Source organism: Aminicella lysinilytica (assembly GCF_004362975.1).
Taxonomy (GTDB): Bacteria; Bacillota; Clostridia; order Peptostreptococcales; family Anaerovoracaceae; genus Aminicella; species Aminicella lysinilytica.
Window position 1 is genome coordinate 20,520 of record NZ_SNXO01000023.1, and the last position, 18,414, is coordinate 38,933.

Here is an 18,414-nt window from a genome sequence, read left to right on the forward strand (position 1 = left end):
GGCTTATTACATTGGACGCTTAACGGCGTCCTTTTTTATGTGGGAAGGAGAATATGAATGCCATATTATGATAAAGATCAAATCGCGAAGGCGCGGGAGATGGATCTTCTGACCTATCTCAGGCTGTATGATCCGGGGGAGCTGGTCAAGGTATCGGGTGAGAATTACTCTACTAGGACTCACGATAGCATGTCCATATCACACGGCAAGTGGATGTGGTGGTCTAGGGGCTTTGGCGGGGCATCGGCACTGGATTATCTGGTAAAAGTAAGAGGCCATCCATTCACTGAAGCAGTGGGGAAGATACTGAACGAGGAGAGCAGCGGCTCTCCTATTTTTGTGCAACAAAGGGAAGAAACTAAGGTGAAGAAACTTCTTTTGCCGGAGAAGAACGACTCAAATGATGTGGTCATCGGCTATTTAACGGGCAGGGGCATAGACCGCGGTCTTGTGGAGGAATGCATCGCAAAGGGCATGATATACGAATCTTTGCCTTATCACAACTGCATATTCTTGGGATTCGATGACGAAGCCGAAGCAAGGTACGCAAGCTTTCGCGCGAGCAAACCTGAGAGGATCATGGGCGATACCGCCGGCAGCGACAAAAGATATAGTTTTTGTATTAAAGGAACGACCGGCATAGTGCATGTCTTCGAGAGCGCCATAGACCTTTTGTCTTTTGTTACACTAGAAAAACTCAGGGAAGGCATAGCACCCCGAGACAATTTATTATCCCTGGCGGGGGTGTATCAGCCCAGCGCGGATCCGGCCAGATTCAAGATACCCCTGGCACTCAGCCGATTCCTGGGAGCCAATAAAAACATATACGAGATCGTTTTGCACCTGGACAGAGACAGGATCGGAAGCAGCATGTCTATGGCTTTGTCGCGGGCCCTTGGCGATGGTTACCAGATCAGAGACGAGCCGCCGAAGTTCGGCAAGGACATGAACGATGAGCTGATGCATGTGCGTCAGAAGTTAAAAGAAAGAGAGGTTAAGAGGAAATGAATAATGTAAAAGAAACGGAGGGGCTTATCAATGTATTGCTGGTAAAGCCGGGAGAGGAAGCGAAGATGGTCGAGATTAATGATAACCTTGAGTCCATGCAGAATGCAATCGGAGGCATGATAGAGGAATATATGCCATTCGAAGATGACGTTGCCATAGTGTGCAACGAGGAAGGAAAGCTCATGGGACTGCCTCCGAGCAGAGCGATATATGGTGAAGACGGACGCTTGATGGACGTTATGTCAGGCACCTTTTTTGTCTGCTATGCACCCATAGAAAGCGAGAGATTCCTGTCGCTTCCAACCGACTTGGAGAAGAAATACACCGAAATGTTCAAGAGCCCGGAAGAGTTTTTCAGGACTACTGAAGGAATAAAAGTGGTCAAGATAGAGCCTAAGGGAAGAGAAAAATCAGCAGGGATGGAAAGGTAGACAGCAGGGAAAGTGTTTCCGCTATCTTTAGCAAGCAAAGCATTCAGGAGTACGTACTCCTTCACGCAGGATATGCAGGGGATACCCCTGAGACCCCGGGCGCAGCATGCCGCTGCGCCTTAACTTACAGAAACAGAAAGGACAGGCAAATGAAACGAAGCATAAAGAAACAGATATGGATGAACAAGAAGGAAGCAGAGGATCTTAAGAAGAAGGCGAAGAACGCCTGCATGACGGAGTCAAGATATATAAGGATGCTCATTGCAGGGTTCATCCCAAGAGAAGCGCCGAGCGACAGTTTTTTTGCGGACATGGACAAGCTTCGCGCACTTGGTGATGAACTCAGCAGAAAGGCAGGCACGCATTCGGAAGAAGCAACGTCGATCCTTGAGGATGAAGCCAAGAGCCTCCACTTGCTCCAGGCAAAGATAGAGCGAGAATATCTACGACCTGACAAGGTGGATAAGAGATGGCAGTAACGAGGATATGGCGGATAAGAGGAAACGCATCCGCACCGCTTGCTTATGTAGAGGATACTGAGAAGACGAAGAACAGGGGAACTGAACCGGCAGCAGATGATAAAGCACTTTCTGATGTCATAGACTACGCGTCGAACAGAGAGAAGACAGACCTGCAGTTTTATACCACAGGTATCAACTGCAATGTGACCGCCGCCAAGGATCAATTCGATACGGTCAAGATGAGGTTCGGTAAAGAGGGAGGTATAGTTGCCGGTCACTGCTACCAGAGCTTCAGGGAAGGCGAGGTATCAGCTGCGGAAGCACATGAGATAGGAGTCGAACTGGCCAGGGAATTATGGGGCGACCGATTTCAGGTGATAGTGGCGACGCATCTTAACACCAAGCACTTCCATAATCATTTTGTATTCAATTCAGTCTCATTTTGCGACGGCAACAGGTTCCACTTCTGCAATGAAGCATATAGGAACCTGCGCGAGACATCGGATAGAATTTGCAAAGAGCATGGCCTGTCCATCATAGAAAAGCCGGAAGGGAAAAGATTAAGCATGAACATTTACAAAATGGAGCAGGCAGGAATGCCGACAAGGTACAATATCGCAAGGCAGGCCGTAGATGAGGCCGTATCGCTTAGCCTGAACATGGAAGAATTTGCGGGCGAGCTAAAGAAACGCGGCTATGTCTGCAAGTTGGACCCGAAGCATAAGTACTGGTCTATTGTACCTCCGGGCTGGAACAAAAGCATAAGGACCTACAGGCTCGGTGAGGAGTATACCAAAGACAGGATCATGGAGCGTGTATACGGCAACGACCCATCAGTCAGGACAGAGCGGATCAGGCAGGCGTACAGAACGCCAAACAACTACAACCTGAAACGCAGGATAGATAAGATCATGGGAAGGACGGGACTTGAAAAGTTATACCTTCGGTACTGTTATGAGCTTGGCTATCTGCCAAAGTACACACAGAGACCGACCAGGCTCCACATAGTTTTGAAAGAGGATCTGCTAAAGTGCGATCTGTACAGCGAGGAAGCAAAATTTCTGGTGAGACATAAGATCGAGACCGATGCAGACCTTGGAAGTTTTGTGGCAGGGACAAAGGGTACTGTGGAGAAACTCACAGGCGAAAGGGAAGAACTGAGGAAGATGGTAAAGCGTAATATCAGCGAGCCTGACCGCGGCGCAGCCAAGGAAAAGATGAAGGAACTAACAGAGCAGCTCAAGGGATACAGGAGAGATCTCAGACTTGCAGGAGACATTGGAGAAAGATCCAAAGTCATGGAGAAGAACATTGAGACAGTAGACAGAGAGCGCACAGAAGTGCGAGAAAGGAAAGGAGTGAAGAGCATATGAATCCGGGAGGAGATGCAGCAGAACAGGTAGTGAGGATGTCACTTGAAGGAGTAGAGGTCGCTGCCAGGATAACAGGCACAGGAGCCAAGAACATAGCGATACTTCTTGCAGCGGTGCTGAAGGAAGAACAGAAGACGAGAGGCAAGGCCAGGATGACCAACATGCTGAAGTCTGGGAAGGAACTGAAGGTCTATTCCATAAGACAAAAGGATCTTAAGACCTTCGCCAAGGAAGCAAAGAGATACGGAGTTTTGTACTGCGTGCTGAAGGACAAGAACAGCAAGGACGGCGATGCAGTGGTGGATGTCATGGCAAGGGCTGATGACGCATCGAAGATACAGCGTATCACTGAGAGGTTCAGATTTGATACTGTGGACAGGGCAACTGTAATAGGCGAGATCGCAAAAGAGAAGGGGACGAAGGCCGAGCCATCAAAGGCCGCGGGGAAGATGATACCAAACCCCTCACGAGCGCAGACAGAGAACGTGCCTCTGTCAGAGCGCAGCTCGAAGCAAACAAGCCGTTCAGGATCAATGAATGGCGGAAGCTCTAGGGAATCCGTCAGAGAAAAGCTGAATGGATACAAAAACGAGGCGGAAAAGTCCAAGGCAGCCAGGACTAAGACCAGGTCAAAGGGAAGCCGCAGCACAGCACGTAAAGCACCAAACAAAAATAAGGCGAAAGGCAGGTAGATGAAATGGACAGAAAGAGGATATATCTTACGCTGGAAGAATATGAAAGGAACATCATATTCACGGCGCTGAATGAGATGAGGAACGCCATGATCGCGGAATCACGCCCCACTGATCCCGTGGACGACCTCATGATCAAGGTGGACAGCGCAGGCGGAAAGAGATCCCGCGTGGCGGAAGGGAATGCACTTGAAGGATACAGATAAGCGCACTATGCTGATATTTTCCCTCTGCGGTTTTATCCCGGTGATCTGGGCAGCACTTAAGATCGCGCCCTACACGGATGAGAACGTGCTTGATATCATGACAAAGATGGATATGATATTTTCTGATCCATATCATTTGAAGCTAACAGAGAACAGCCTGCGGGTCGTTCTTATTTTTGTGGCTGCATATGTCATGGGCATCGGCATATATTATTCCACCAGGAGAAATTACCGCAGAGGAGAAGAACACGGCTCAGCATCGTGGGGCGATGCTGCTGCCGTGAACAAAAGATATGTGCAGAAGCCGCCTGAAGCAAACAAGATCCTTACGCAGCATGTGAGGATAGGTCTTGACGGAACAAAGCACAGAAGGAATCTGAACGTGCTGGTCATAGGCGGATCCGGCGCAGGCAAGACGCGGTTCTACTGCAAACCTAATCTCATGCAGGCCAATACTTCCTTCGTTGTGCTTGACCCGAACGGAAAAATTGTTTTACTATAATTATGCAAGTGCAGTTCATAACAAAAAGATAAATGTAGAAAGGAGGCTCACAAATGCCTAAAACACGGGGCTTTGACAGATATACGGCTCTCTATGAAAGACTGTCAAAAGATGATGATTTGCAGGGCGAATCCAACAGTATTTCCAACCAAAAGGAATACTTGGCGGACTACGCTCGTAGAAACAGCTTTATCAATATCAAGCATTATACCGATGACGGTTATACCGGGCGTAACTTCAACCGCCCCGGATTTCAGGCAATGCTTGCTGATGTGGAAGCCGGAAAAGTCGGTGCGATTATCGTAAAAGATATGAGCCGATTTGGAAGAAACTATCTGCAAGTCGGCTTCTACACGGAGATACTCTTTCCGCAAAAACAAGTTAGATTCCTTGCAATTAACAACAGTGTGGACAGCGATAATCCAACCGACAATGATTTCACTCCGTTCTTAAATATAATGAACGAGTGGTATGCAAAAGACACAAGTAACAAAATCAAATCCATTTTCTTATCAAGAATGAGTGAAGGCAAACGATGCAGTGGCTCAATTCCTTATGGATATAATCGCCTGCCGGAAGATAAGCAAACACTTGTTATTGACCCTGTTGCTTCAAAGGTGGTTCTTCATATCTTTGAGTTGGCGGCAGAGGGTAAAAACCCTCCTGAAATTGCACGAATACTGACCGAAGAAAAAACACTTATCCCTTCGGCTTATACTTTGCAGTATCACCCAGAGCAATGCAATATGAAAGCTGAACTCGGTAATTGCGAATGGAGCAGTAATTCGGTAAGAGGTATGCTGAACAGACAAGAATATCTCGGTCATACTGTTTTGAGAAAAACTATTGCAACCAATTTCAAAACAGACCAACGCAGATTTAGCACCGATGATGAAAAACTGATCTTTGAGGACACCCACGAAGCAATTATCACGCAGAAGCTATGGGATAAAGCACATCAAAGATTACAGCACACCACAAGGCAATATTCACACGAAGAACTGCTTGAGGGTTGCCTGTTTGCCGGATATGTATTCTGTGCTGACTGTGGAAGAAAACTGGCTTTTGAAACACATTACTACAAGAACGGAAGACGATATTACAGTTTTAGATGCTCAAATTACACGAATAAACGGACTAAATGCACACAGCACTATGTTTCTGAAAACAACCTGTTACTGCTTATCCTACACTTGCTTCAGCGTATTACGGAAAGGATAGTAGAAGATGAAGATGCCTTTTGTGCCTTGCTGAAAGATAAATGGCAACAGCAGAACAGTGTTGCTCCGAAGCAGAGCAAAAAGGACTTGATTGAATCTCAAAGGCGATTTGATGAACTTGACGGTCTTATCAGCGGTCTATATGAAAACTTCGTATCGGGCATACTGCCGGAACGACAGTACAAGTCTTTGATGATGAAATATGATACCGAGCAGACGGAACTTGAGGGGAAAATCAAACAGCTTCAAGATGATTTGACAGAGGTTAAGGTGTCTACCATAGATGCCAAACGCTTCATCAAAATTATCAAAAAATACAAGAATCCGCAGGAACTCACAAGGGATATGATTGTTGAACTGATAGATAAGATTGTTGTTTATGAACCTTCTGGAAAAAAGCCAAACCGAGAACAGCGTATTGACATTTACTTCAACTTTATCGGTCAGTTAGAACTTGCTTATACTGCCGATGAACTCTCAAATATAAGGAAAACCGCACAGCTTGAAGCTGAAAAGAAACAGGCTAAAAAGGCAGAGCGAGCCTACGAAAGAAACAAGGCATTCCGAGAAAAAGCAAAAGCGGAACGCTGGGAAGCAAACGACGGTCACAAGTTCGCACAGCGTATTTGCGAGCATTGCGGAAAACCGTATTACCCCAACAGCAGTAAACAAAAGTATTGCTCAAAGGATTGCAACTATGCGGCACGGCAGGAAACCGTCAAGGAAAAACGGCTTGCTGAAAAAGGTACTCACACCTTCACGCAAAAGGAATGCAAGATTTGCGGAAAGAAGTTTTGGCCGAGCAACGGACGAGAAGTTCTTTGCTCCGAGGAATGTAAGACGGAAAACCGCAGAAGAAAACAGCTTGATTATTACTATTCAAAACAAGAAAAGGAGAACGCACAATGGAACAGTTTATCACAGACGAGAGAACAGGCATCGAATACGAGCTTATCGGAGACTACTACCTCCCTTGCCTCAAAGCCCCGTACAGTCCGCCAATCGGCAGATACGGCGGACTGCGACATCGCTATCTGAAAGAGAGTAAGCGAGTGCTTTTCTATCAGCTTCTCACAAGCGGAAAGCTTGGTTATCATCTTGAGGAAATCGACAATTCGGCAAACGATATGTTGGAATTGCTTGTAAAGCAGATGGCAGAAAAGCAAGGCGTAACCGAGAAGCTGAAAGCCGATGATATGATGAAATGGGTCGGTCTTATGAATAACATTCGCTCCGCTGCCGAGGAAGTTGTGCTGAATGATTTAATCTATGCGTAGGAGGTAAGGCTTTATGAAGTTAAGGCTTGACAGCTTTTATCTGAATGCTCTTATAAACGGCTTGTATTCACAGCACACAGGCTATGACGATGAAACCAACGAGGTTATAGACCGCCTTCTTCTTCGGCTGGTAGATGAAAGCGACAAGCTGAAGCCAAAGCGGAAAGCAAAGCTCTCTTTTGAGCCGGTTGAAATGTCAGCCATACGGCGCAGCCTTTTTGACTGGCGAAATGAGCAATTACAAGCCGAAAAAGAAGTTGCCGTTGAGGTTATCAGCGAACTGCTTGAAAAGGTGTTATAACGAAAGACGAACTGCTATCAGAAACGATGGCAGTTTTTCTTTTTCGGGAAGTGTTCAAGAGGTCATTATGTTTTGGCAGTAGTCGAAGAAAATCTTAAATATTTAGGGGCTGTAAATACGAAATATTTGCAAACGCCAACTATTTGTATTGATTTTCTTAGAAAACACTGATATAATGTATCTTGTATTTTTATATGTGGGAGGAAACAGATGAAAATAAGTTACAACAGATTATGGAAACTTCTCATCGATAAAAAAATGAAAAAATATCAGCTTCGAGAACAAGCACATATAAGCAGTAATTCAGTGGCTAAATTGAGTAAAGATGAAAATGTTAGTTTAGATGTTCTTCTGAAAATTTGTGAAACATTGGACTGCGATATTGGAGATATCTGTTCGTTCCGTAAGAGTGATGAGGACAGTTCCGATGAGTAAAACCAAAGAGCAAATATCTTTTAATATGAAAATGGTAAAAAGCAAGGATACAAAGATAGAAGTGCCGCTACGCAAAGAACTATGGAGCAGAGGTTTACGCTATCGAAAAAATGTTAAAGGAATTATCGGCAAACCTGATATAGCTTTTATCGGGAAGAAAGTTGCTGTATTCTGTGACAGTGAATTTTGGCACGGTTATGATTGGCAAAACCGTAAAAATGATTTTAAGTCAAATCAAGAATTTTGGATACCTAAAATTGAACGAAACATTGAGAGAGATGTTGAGGTTACAACAGAACTTGAAAAACAAGGTTGGATAGTTGTTAGATTTTGGGGGAATGAAATTCAGAAAGATTTGATTGATTGTGCTGATAGAATAGAGAGGATTTTGAAGAACAGATGAACAACACATTTAAGTCTATTGATTTGTTTGCAGGTATTGGTGGTATTCGCCTTGGATTTGAAAACGCATTTAATAATAACATTAGCACAGTGTTCGTAAGTGAGTGGGATGAATATGCACAAAAGACATACACCAGCAACTTTAACGATGATTTCTCCATAGCCGGCGATATTACAAAGATTGATGAAAAGCAAATACCGAGCTTTGATATTTGCCTTGCGGGTTTTCCTTGTCAGGCGTTCAGCCTTGCCGGGCAAAGATTAGGCTTTGAGGACAACTATAAAGGAATGTGCAGAGGCACATTGTTTATGGATGTAGCAAGGATTTGCGAGTATCACAAGCCAAAAGTTATTTTTTGCGAAAATGTAAAAGGACTTACTATCCACGACAGAGGCAGGACATTCAAAATCATTTGCAAAACTTTTGAAGATTTAGGATATAAGGTTTTCAGCAAAATCCTTAATTCAAAGAATTTTGGAGTTCCGCAAAATCGAGAGAGAATTTATATTGTAGCATTTCGCAACGATATTGCACCTGAGGAATTTATCTTCCCCGAAAAAACAGATGATACAAAGAAGCTAATTGATATTCGTGAAGCAAAGCCTGCTCCTGCAAAATATTATTTGAGCGAAACCTATTGGAATACGCTTCTCGCACACAAAGCTCGACACGCTGCAAAAGGAAATGGTTTTGGATATGAAATAAGAGAATGGGACAGCATAGCCGGGGCAATTGTATGTGGCGGTATGGGACGAGAACGAAACCTTGTCATTGATAAAAGACAAAAGGATTTGACACCGACTACTCATATAAAAGGCAATATAAATAATCTTGGTATCCGAAAAATGACCCCGAGAGAATGGGCAAGACTTCAAGGCTTCCCTGATTCGTATAAGCTTGAATTGGCGGATACTCACTTGTACAAACAGTTTGGCAATAGCGTTACTGTAAATGTAATTGAAGCTATTGCACTTGAAATAAAAAAAGTATTGGAAAAGGTGGAAAACTGATATGATTATAGGCAGTAAAAACAAAGGCGATTGGAGCGAACTATATGTGCTCCTTTACCTGCTCGGAACAAGGAAATTATATGCGGCTGACGAAAGTCTTGAGAGGTTAGCAACTTTTTGTTTCCCAATTAACAAAGTTATTCGAGATGATACACCGGAGTCGCACGTTGATTTTGTTCTTGAGGGAATAGACACTGTAAAGATATACCTTAATTCAGAGTTATCAAGAACAATGTCATCGGAAGAATTCAAAAGCGAAGCGACTTCTTTGTACAATGATATTCTTTCCGGTAGCGGTTCGTTTGATATTCCGCACGCAGAAGAATTTTTGAATGACATCAAATTGGAAAGATTAGCAGCTCCGTCCACAGATATTACTGATATTAGTATGGAAGTTCACGACACGAATACAGGAATAGACCAAGTAATGGGTTTTAGCGTTAAGTCGTATATCGGTGGTGCGCCAACTCTGCTGAACGCTTCCGGAGCAACAAATTTTTCATATGAAGTAACCGGGTTAAGTGATGAGCAGATGACGGAAATCAACAGTATTGATACACGCACAAAAATTATGGATAGAATAGCCGCCATTATTAACTACGGTGGTACAATCAAGTATTATAAAACAATCAACGATGTTTTTGCCGGCAACCTTATGATGATTGATAGCAGAATGCAAGAAATGATTTCCGAAATACTTTTATATTCTTATAAGGAAAATGAGCTTGATTGCAAAGTCATAATTGAAGAAATGGAAGCAAGTAATCCTATGGGCTTCCCACGACAAGGAATTTATGCACACAATTTCAAGCAATTTCTTTGTGCTAAAGCTTTAGGAATGGATCCGTCAATCGAGTGGTCAGGCGAAGACGATGCAAACGGCGGTTATATTGTCGCAAAGTCAAATGGAGAAGTACTTGCCTATCACTTATATAACAGAGATAAATTCAAACAATATTTATACGAAAATACAAAGATGGAACGTGGCTCAACCAAACGACACAACTATGCAACTCTCTACAAAGCAGATGGCAGAATGTTCATCAACTTAAACCTTCAAATCAGATTCAAATAATATCTTACAAGCAACCCGAAAGCACCGTAGAAATACGGTGCTTTTTTCATACCCAAATATAACAAACCCATACATAACCGCAAGGTAGTACAAACACCTTGCCCTGTTTTCAAAGGGCGGTTACAGAGCGAAAAAGGCTCGATAATCGCCCCGAGAAATTACGCAAACAGGGCAATAGTGCGAACTGTCCTGCGGTTATTTTAATTTCAAGGAAAGGAGGCACACAATGCCACGAATGTCAAAGAAACGGAAACAGGAATGGGCACTGTTTCTAAACCATCGTAACCGCATTACCTACAATGAGCTTTGCCGTAAGTGTCAGCACGACTGCAAGCAAAGCTTCAGAGTATCAGTAATCGAATGCCCGAAATTTTTATCAAAAAGAAGGAGTGTCAAACAATGACTACAAACGAAACAAATTCAAATGTTGCTCTGGAGATTATCCGAGCAAGCGAAATCGAACCCAAAGAAGTGAAATGGCTCTGGTATCCCTATATTCCATTCGGCAAGGTCACGCTGTTACAGGGTGACCCCGGCGATGGAAAGAGCAAGCTGATGTTGTCCCTTGCGGCTCTGCTCTCAAAGGGTAAAGCGTTACCCTTTGTCGATGACGAGGACGCACTCGACCCGATAACAATTATCTATCAGACCACCGAGGACGATGCAGACGATACCGTTGTCCCCCGCTTCAACTCTGCGGACGGCAACGGTGAAAACCTTATCTTCATCAAAGAGGATTCCAAAAGTTTGTCCTTTGGTGATGACCGTATCAGAGAAGCCGTTGTCAAGTACAACGCAAAGCTTTTAATTCTCGACCCGATGAGTTCGTATATCGGTGAAAGCTGTTCAATGAACAATGCGAATGAAACAAGAGCAGAGTTCAATCACTTGATTGCCGTTGCCAAAGATACCGGCTGTGCAATCGTCATCATTGCTCATATGAACAAGATGAAAGAAACCAGTCCGCTGTATCGCACCAACGGCTCTATTGATATTGCCGGAGCTGCAAGAAGTATTCTCGCTGTTGCAAGGACAGCAAACAAAGAAAATCCGTCCGAGAGATATTTGGTGCAAGTGAAATCCAACCTTGCACCGACAGGCTCGGCAATCGTATTCGAGGTTGCCGAGAACGGCACAAATTTTCTTGACGAGGTTGAGTTGTCGGCAGACGATGCGTTCAGCTCACTCTCTCCGAGAATGGGCAGACCAAACGAAACTCTGCAAGCAGCCGAAGCAAATCTCAAAAACATTTTGAGTGACAACGGCAAAATGCTTGCCACCGATTGCGAAGCAATGCTTGAAGCAAAAGGCTTCAAGAAATCGACCATCAAGAAGGCAAAGAAAAGAGCCGGAGTTGTTTCACACAAGGAAGGCTTTTCTTGGTACTGGTCTTTGCCGATGGGCGATAAACCGAATGAAGAATTGCAGGAAGTCGCAGACGATGACGACCTGCCATTCTGACGGAGGTTTTAAGGAGGTCAAGGGGGAAACCCTTGCCCACGACATCTTTGCAGCCAAAGGCTGAAAGTGTCATAGTGGGTTACACACATTCAAGGAATGTTGTGTAACGGCGTACCCCTCTCTCCCTTGAAAGGAGGAACGAATGAGAGAACCAAATAAACCCGATATGAGCTGTGCCAGAGTGGACAGCTACAACGCTTCTGAAATCGGTGCAATAGAGCGACACAACGAGCGTAAAAACGATAGCTACGACAACATCAATGTGGAGCTTGACCGTATTCCGTTCAATGTTCACTACCGACAACCCGACGGACTTTCGTATATGGATACGCTCCGAAAAATGGAAGCAGACGGCAAAGTAACCACCCGTGGACTACGGCAAAACGCAACTTTGTTTGATGAAATCATCATTGATGTCAACACAATATACTTTGAAAGGCTCGGCGGATATGAGTATGCAAAAGCGTTTTATGAAGAAGCAGTTCACTTTGTCGAGAAGAAATTCGGCACTGAAAATGTCATCTCCGCAGTAATGCACGCCGATGAAATCAACAAGGCAGTCACCGAAGAATTAGGCAAACCAGTTTACCATTATCATCTTCACGCAGTCGTTTTGCCTGTGGTTGAAAAGGAAATATTGTGGAGCAAACGATGTAAAGACGAAGCACTTCGAGGAACAGTCCGAGAGGTAATTCATCAAATCAGTCACTCAAAAAAGTGGGCTTCCAATACTCCGATGCTGGACGAAAACGGCGATGTTGTACTCCGTCAAAACGGAAAACCGAAGTTCAGACGGTCATACAGTATTCTGCAAGATGAGCTGTTTGAGCATATGCAGGAACACGGATTCAAAGGCTTTCAGCGTGGCGAGCTTGGCAGTGACAGCGAGCATCTAACTTCATTGCGGTATCAAATCAATGCCGACAAGGACAGGCTGGCGGATTTACAAGAGCGTATCAAAGCTGAACAATTAGAGTACGAACCATCTCACGAAGCCTATATGACGGCAAAGGAAATAGATGAAGTCGGACAGAAAACAATTACGGGCAAATATACAATGACAAAGGAAGACTACGGAAAACTCACAGCACTGGCAAAGGAGGGTATTACAAGCCGTAGCACACTTAGAGATTTACTTGGTAAGGTTGATTACTACCGTGACTTGTATAATTCTGCTTCCGTAAAGCTTGAAAAGGTGCAGTCACTTTATGAGGACTTGAAAGAAAAGTGCAAACCATTTCTTGATGCAATGTCCCATTTTCCCGAATATGTATCGCTGTTTCTTAACAATGTAAAGGGACTGTTTGCCGAAAAGGACGCACAGGAACGACAGGCTCGTGAAGCAAAGGAAGCCCAAGAACGGCAGGCTCGTGCCGAAAGAGAAGCTGCCAAAAAAGCCAAATACAAACCAAAACGAAGTCGAGATAATGATGCAAGGTAACGCCTTCCATTACTATCCCGACTTTTTAACTTCTTCACCACAACAAATTAGGAGGAAAGAAAAATGTCAGACAAAATCACTTGCACAATTACCAAATCTCTCGCCGTCCTCGGTGAGAATGCCAAAGGCTACACCAAAGAAGCAAACCTTGTTTCTTGGAACAACGCAACCGCAAAGCTTGATATTCGGGAGTGGCACCCCGAACACGAAAGATGTGGCAAAGGTATCACTCTTTCGGAAAGTGAGGGCAGAAAACTAATGGAAGCTCTTGTCAAATTCTATGAAGCAAACGACAAGGACTAACCGAAAAGAATGTGGGGTATCTGGAAACGGATGCCCCTATTTTTATGGAAGGAGGGATTTCTATGGACGAAAAAGCAGCGTGCTTTGTCGAGAAAATCGGCGGTGTGACATTTTTGGTAAGTGTTAAGCCAGCCGAAAAAGCAAAACAAACAACCGACGAGTTCATCAAAGCCTTGATAACAAAGGAATGTTTGGCAATTGAAGCAGACTGTGCGTAAAGCACTTTTCTATTTTCAGCCCGATATTATGAACTTTTTGAAAAAATGTAGTGAAACCACTTGACAGAAAGGAGAATTGATAAGGTCGTGCGGAGGAATGCTCCGTGACAAAGGCTACGATGTAAAGGCACTTGATCTGATAGATATGGAGAAGAGTCACTGCTACAATCCTTTTGTCTATCTTCGCGAGGACAATGATGTGCAGAGACTTGTGACGAACCTGTTCAAGAGCACCACGCCGAAAAAGGCGCAGAGCCAGGATCCATTCTGGGATACGGCAGCGCAGATGCTGCTTCTTGCACTCATATTCTATCTTAAGTACAAGGCGCCTGTTGAGGAGCAGAACTTCTCGATGGTCATGGAGATGCTGAGAGCAGGAGATGTGGATGAAGAAAATGATCAGCCAAGTCCACTCGACAATCTGTTCTTTGATCTTGAGAAGACAGAACCTTACCATATTGCGCTCAAATACTATAGGGCGTACCGCTCGGGTGCCGCTAAGACTCTCAAGTCCATACAGATAACTTTAGCTGCGAGACTTGAGAAGTTCAATCTGGAAAGCCTGTCAAAGCTGACAGTGACCGATGAACTTGATCTGCAGCAGCTTGGAGAAAAAAAGACTGTGCTTTTTGCGCTCATACCGGACAACGACACCAGCTTCAACTTTCTGGTGTCTATTTTGTATACGCAATTGTTTCAGCAGCTCTTTGAGTGCGCTGACAAAAAGTACGGCGGAGCACTTCCTGTGCATGTCCATTTTCTTATGGATGAGTTTGCGAATATAAGCCTGCCCAATGACTTCGACAAGATACTTTCTGTCATGAGATCGAGGAACGTATCAGTCAGCATCATACTGCAGAACCTTGCGCAGCTTAAGGCGTTATTTGAGAAGCAGTGGGAATCCATCGTAGGAAACTGTGATGAGTTCGTATATCTGGGCGGCAATGAGCAGGCAACGCACAAATACGTCAGCGAGCTTCTTGGCAAGGAGACCATAGATACAAATACCTATGGAAGATCCATGGGAAGGAGCGGGAGCTATACTACCAACTGGCAGCTTACAGGCAGGGCGCTTATGACCCCGGACGAAGTGAGGATGCTGGACAACAGATATGCGCTGCTTTTTGTGCGGGGAGAAAAGCCGGTAAGAGATCTGAAGTTCGATATACTTTCTCACCCTAATGTATATCTCACTGAGGATGGGAAGAGCAGAGCCTTTGAGCATGGGACCGCTGACAGAGCGCTGTTCACCATATCGCTTACAGGCGATGCATTTGAAGCACTGAATGAAAGCGAGACAGAGGATGCGCCGGAAACAGGATATGTACTGCTTTCGGAAGAAGACGTTGAAGATGAGATGAGAAAAGAAGAGATTGGAGATGGTAAATTTGAAGAAGATACAGGAAAATGAAGAATTGGATAAGGCCAAGAGAAGAAGCAGGAGAGCATTCATAGTATACAGCGCTCTTGTGTGTTCACTGACTATGGGAGCTGCAACATGCTTTGCGGCAGGAAACCCGATAACGGTCATAAACAATCTGTCCACATTCATATTCAGTTTGATAAGAGCCATAGGACTCATATTGCTTGGATTCGGCATAGTGCAGGTGGGCCTTTCACTGAAGTCGCATGATCCGAGCCAGAGAGCCAACGGATTTCTGACACTTGCAGGCGGTGTTATAATCACGTTTGCAAAGGAAATATTGAATACGATAGTTGGGTAAGTTCGCTATTTGCGAAATTTAATTGTTGACAAGCAATAATATATCAACTATAATAAGGGTGACAGTTGATGATACAAGCATTGTATTTTGGTCGAGTCCCATAAATAGGAGTGCATATGCACTTGAGGAGTAAATGATACTCTACTTTGTAGGCCGGACGATGTTGATCGTATGCATCGGACCGCACCGAAAAGCACTGCGAAAGCGGGACGCTCCGCAGTGCGCAATGTGTTAGATAGGCTTGTTCTGTATGCACCAATCTTCTTGCGGGACAGAGGTCACAAACTATACTAGACCTCTAAAGGAGATGAGTTCATGAGTAATAGAAATGAACAGAAACTGTCGATACAGAACGATAAAAGCGCATTCAAAAGTACTGGAAAAACTGAAAAAACTTCCCGCGAGAGAATGTTCTTGTTGGTGTTTCGTGGAATCGAAGCTCTATGGAAGCTTGTACAAATTGTACAGAGTTTAATGCAGTTTTTCCAGTAGAAAGAATGTTGCAGAAAAAAGCCTATCTAATTTTTGGAAAAAAGCCAAAAGGCAAAATATATATTTGTAAAGAAAGGGAGTGAAAATGATGATAGGAGATATCCTGAAAAAAACAAGGAACATTTATGGATATAAGGCATCAGAAATGAGTGATAAATTAGGGATTTCGAAAAGCTACCTTTCGGAGATTGAAAATAATAAGAAGAAGCCTTCTTTAGACCTACTGGAGAAGTATTCTGATATATACGGTATTAAGTTGTCTTCGCTAATACTACTTTCAGAAAACTTTGATGAAGCGGATAAGGGTAATAATGGCGATATGTTTATTAGAAATATGATGGCCCATTGGATCGATAGAATGGCGCCAAACTCGGAGCAAGAATAATGGTGAAAAAATACTCTATTGAACAAAGTGCATTATATAAATGTAGATCATTGCGAAGATTAAATACGTTGTTATTTTTGGATACAGATAGTAAGCAAATTGCAGATATAAAAAAATATTACAGCTTTGAAATTAATAAAAAGGACGGGATAGCAAAACGAAAGATAACTGCGCCCACAAAGAAATTAAAAACCGTACAAAAACGAGTATTGTACTTGTTACAGAGAATTGAACGACCAAATTGGTTAATATCTGGAGAAAAGGGAAAATCATATATCGATAATGGAAAAGCTCATATATATTCGAATTATTTTTTAGCAATGGATATAAAAAGTTTTTATGATAATTGTAATAGGGAATACGTGTTTAGATTTTTTAAAGATTATTTGCAAGTTAGCGGAGATATAGCAGGGATATTGACTGATATCGTAACATATGATAATGGTATCCCAACTGGATGTCCAACAAGTCAACTGATTGCTTATTATGCATATGGAAAAATGTTTCGCGAAATAAGTGAAATAGCCCAAAAGTACGAATGTATATTCACGTTATATGTGGACGATATGACTTTTTCTTCGCAGGAACATTTCGATGATAATTCTATGAAAAAGGAAATAGATTGCACTTTGAGAAAGTATGGGCATAAGCCTAAATACAGCAAAATGAAATACTATTCTCACGGAAAAGATGTTCTAATAACAGGTACTGTAGTAAATCGAAATCATGAACTCAAGATTCCAAATAAATTGCAGAAGAAAATCTATGATGGATTTCAGAATGTGAAAGATGTTGATATTAAAGAGATGGACTGCAATAAGAAAAAAGAAATAGCAAGTTTAAGAGGAAAACTGCAAGCCGCTAAAAGCATAGAGTGCAATAAGTTCTCTGATATCAATAAAATAGTGGGTAATATAGAAAAACAGTAATTGCCACAAACATTACAAATAGTGATATTACATAAGTTGTCAAAATGCAGGCAACTTATTTTTTTGTGCAAGAGAAAGGAGGCAGATCGGTGAAGTCAATCAAATATCGAAAAGGAACAGGAGGTGACGGATAGTGTCAGACAACTGGGTAGTACAGAACCTGCAGAACTCGCTTTCAACATGGAATGAAAAACTGGCCGAAGTATGGCAGCTTTTAACGCAATCACCGGATAACTTCAAGGGCGGGAAAATATGGGACGTGATCCTGAGTATCAACGGAGCAGTACAGGCGATCGGCCTTGCACTGCTCGTTTTGTTTTTCCTGGCAGGTATGGTGAGGACCAGTGCCTCGCTTACAGAAGTCAAGAAACCTGAGCATGCACTGAAGCTTTTCCTAAGATTCGCTATTGCTAAAGCCGTCGTGACCTACGGACTTGAACTCATGCTTGCGCTTTTTACTATCATCCAGGGAGTGATCAGTACGATCATGAAATCATCCGGTATAGGGGGCGTGAACAAGACGGTGCTTCCGCAGAAGATGATAGACGCCATAGAGGACTGCGGATTCTTTGAGAGCATACCTCTCTGGGCAGTAACACTCATAGGAAGTCTGTTCATAATAGTGCTGTCGTTCATCATTATTTTGACGGTATACGGCAGGTTTTTCAAGCTGTATATGTATACGGCCATAGCACCAATACCGCTGTCGACCTTTGCAGGGCAGCCAACGGAGCAGATAGGAAAAAGCTTCCTTAAGTCATATGCGGCAGTATGTCTTGAAGGAGCGATCATAGTGCTTGCCTGCATCATATTCAGCATGTTCGCATCGAGCCCGCCTGTGGTGGACGCTGATGCAGCACCGGCTGCAATGGTGTGGAAATATATCGGCGAGCTTGTGTTCAATATGCTGGTGCTTGTGGGCGCAGTCAAAATGAGCGACCGCATAGTCAGAGAGATGATGAGTCTGTAGGAAAGGAGACCAACTATGAATAGTCAATAGAAAAACAGAAAAAGCTTTAAAATAGTTTTGAAGTAAAAGAGAGTACAACAAATAAAGCATCAACAGG

23 protein-coding genes are annotated in these 18,414 nt (G+C 43.5%); all 23 read left to right on the plus strand.

Going from position 1 to position 18,414, the window contains the following annotated elements; all coding sequences use genetic code 11:
* Window positions 1-57 precede the first annotated feature (57 nt).
* Entirely contained in the window at window positions 58-1,008 is a 951-nt protein-coding gene (locus EV211_RS06955; RefSeq protein WP_133528706.1) for a DUF3991 domain-containing protein, read from the plus strand.
* Window positions 1,005-1,439 (plus strand): DUF3846 domain-containing protein, encoded by a 435-nt coding sequence (locus tag EV211_RS06960; protein ID WP_133528707.1) that lies wholly within the window; start codon window positions 1,005-1,007, stop codon window positions 1,437-1,439. The genes EV211_RS06955 and EV211_RS06960 overlap by 4 nt, the downstream gene beginning before the upstream one ends.
* Before the next feature lie 149 nt (window positions 1,440-1,588).
* Entirely contained in the window at window positions 1,589-1,918 is a 330-nt protein-coding gene (locus EV211_RS06965; protein WP_133528708.1) for a plasmid mobilization protein, read from the plus strand.
* Entirely contained in the window at window positions 1,909-3,273 is a 1,365-nt protein-coding gene (locus tag EV211_RS06970; protein WP_133528709.1) for a relaxase/mobilization nuclease domain-containing protein, read from the plus strand. Before EV211_RS06965 ends, EV211_RS06970 begins: the two co-directional genes overlap by 10 nt.
* On the plus strand, window positions 3,270-3,965 hold the full coding sequence (locus EV211_RS06975) for a PcfB family protein (RefSeq protein ID WP_133528710.1): 696 nt from the start codon (window positions 3,270-3,272) through the stop codon (window positions 3,963-3,965). Before EV211_RS06970 ends, EV211_RS06975 begins: the two co-directional genes overlap by 4 nt.
* A gap of 5 nt (window positions 3,966-3,970) precedes the next feature.
* Window positions 3,971-4,171, plus strand: coding sequence for a hypothetical protein (locus EV211_RS06980; protein WP_133528711.1), 201 nt, complete (start codon window positions 3,971-3,973; stop codon window positions 4,169-4,171).
* The gene (locus tag EV211_RS06985; RefSeq protein ID WP_133528712.1) at window positions 4,155-4,673 is read left to right on the plus strand and encodes a type IV secretory system conjugative DNA transfer family protein; all 519 of its coding nucleotides are present in this window, start codon (window positions 4,155-4,157) and stop codon (window positions 4,671-4,673) included. The genes EV211_RS06980 and EV211_RS06985 overlap by 17 nt, the downstream gene beginning before the upstream one ends.
* A gap of 53 nt (window positions 4,674-4,726) precedes the next feature.
* Window positions 4,727-6,931 carry a recombinase family protein gene (locus EV211_RS06990; protein ID WP_133528713.1) on the plus strand — a complete coding sequence of 735 codons (2,205 nt, stop codon included), beginning with the start codon at window positions 4,727-4,729 and terminating at the stop codon, window positions 6,929-6,931.
* Window positions 6,895-7,170 (plus strand): TnpV protein, encoded by a 276-nt coding sequence (locus EV211_RS06995; RefSeq protein WP_243108560.1) that lies wholly within the window; start codon window positions 6,895-6,897, stop codon window positions 7,168-7,170. Before EV211_RS06990 ends, EV211_RS06995 begins: the two co-directional genes overlap by 37 nt.
* A gap of 13 nt (window positions 7,171-7,183) precedes the next feature.
* Window positions 7,184-7,471, plus strand: a complete 288-nt coding sequence (locus tag EV211_RS07000) for a hypothetical protein (RefSeq protein ID WP_133528714.1) — start codon at window positions 7,184-7,186, stop codon at window positions 7,469-7,471.
* Window positions 7,472-7,681: 210 nt separating this feature from the next.
* The gene (locus EV211_RS07005) at window positions 7,682-7,906 is read left to right on the plus strand and encodes a helix-turn-helix domain-containing protein (RefSeq protein WP_133528715.1); all 225 of its coding nucleotides are present in this window, start codon (window positions 7,682-7,684) and stop codon (window positions 7,904-7,906) included.
* Window positions 7,899-8,309, plus strand: coding sequence for a very short patch repair endonuclease (locus tag EV211_RS07010; RefSeq protein WP_133528716.1), 411 nt, complete (start codon window positions 7,899-7,901; stop codon window positions 8,307-8,309). The genes EV211_RS07005 and EV211_RS07010 overlap by 8 nt, the downstream gene beginning before the upstream one ends.
* Entirely contained in the window at window positions 8,306-9,319 is a 1,014-nt protein-coding gene (gene dcm, locus EV211_RS07015) for a DNA (cytosine-5-)-methyltransferase (RefSeq protein WP_133528717.1), read from the plus strand. Before EV211_RS07010 ends, dcm begins: the two co-directional genes overlap by 4 nt.
* 1 nt (window position 9,320) lies before the next feature.
* Complete coding sequence (locus EV211_RS07020) at window positions 9,321-10,394, plus strand: HpaII family restriction endonuclease (protein ID WP_133528718.1); 1,074 nt, start codon at window positions 9,321-9,323, stop codon at window positions 10,392-10,394.
* A 399-nt stretch (window positions 10,395-10,793) separates the two neighbouring features.
* On the plus strand, window positions 10,794-11,855 hold the full coding sequence (locus tag EV211_RS07025; protein WP_133528719.1) for an AAA family ATPase: 1,062 nt from the start codon (window positions 10,794-10,796) through the stop codon (window positions 11,853-11,855).
* 142 nt (window positions 11,856-11,997) lie between these two features.
* On the plus strand, window positions 11,998-13,296 hold the full coding sequence (locus EV211_RS07030) for a plasmid recombination protein (RefSeq protein ID WP_133528720.1): 1,299 nt from the start codon (window positions 11,998-12,000) through the stop codon (window positions 13,294-13,296).
* A 63-nt stretch (window positions 13,297-13,359) separates the two neighbouring features.
* Entirely contained in the window at window positions 13,360-13,599 is a 240-nt protein-coding gene (locus tag EV211_RS07035; protein ID WP_133528721.1) for a YdbC family protein, read from the plus strand.
* Window positions 13,600-13,661: 62 nt separating this feature from the next.
* On the plus strand, window positions 13,662-13,817 hold the full coding sequence (locus tag EV211_RS10730; protein WP_166635399.1) for a hypothetical protein: 156 nt from the start codon (window positions 13,662-13,664) through the stop codon (window positions 13,815-13,817).
* A 76-nt stretch (window positions 13,818-13,893) separates the two neighbouring features.
* Window positions 13,894-15,228, plus strand: coding sequence for a VirD4-like conjugal transfer protein, CD1115 family (locus EV211_RS07040; RefSeq protein ID WP_133528722.1), 1,335 nt, complete (start codon window positions 13,894-13,896; stop codon window positions 15,226-15,228).
* The gene (locus tag EV211_RS07045; RefSeq protein WP_456298058.1) at window positions 15,206-15,541 is read left to right on the plus strand and encodes a hypothetical protein; all 336 of its coding nucleotides are present in this window, start codon (window positions 15,206-15,208) and stop codon (window positions 15,539-15,541) included. The genes EV211_RS07040 and EV211_RS07045 overlap by 23 nt, the downstream gene beginning before the upstream one ends.
* Before the next feature lie 577 nt (window positions 15,542-16,118).
* Complete coding sequence (locus tag EV211_RS07050; protein WP_243108559.1) at window positions 16,119-16,418, plus strand: helix-turn-helix domain-containing protein; 300 nt, start codon at window positions 16,119-16,121, stop codon at window positions 16,416-16,418.
* Entirely contained in the window at window positions 16,418-17,347 is a 930-nt protein-coding gene (locus EV211_RS07055; protein ID WP_133528724.1) for a reverse transcriptase family protein, read from the plus strand. Before EV211_RS07050 ends, EV211_RS07055 begins: the two co-directional genes overlap by 1 nt.
* 133 nt (window positions 17,348-17,480) lie before the next feature.
* Window positions 17,481-18,317, plus strand: coding sequence for a hypothetical protein (locus EV211_RS07060; RefSeq protein ID WP_133528725.1), 837 nt, complete (start codon window positions 17,481-17,483; stop codon window positions 18,315-18,317).
* Window positions 18,318-18,414 lie beyond the last annotated feature (97 nt).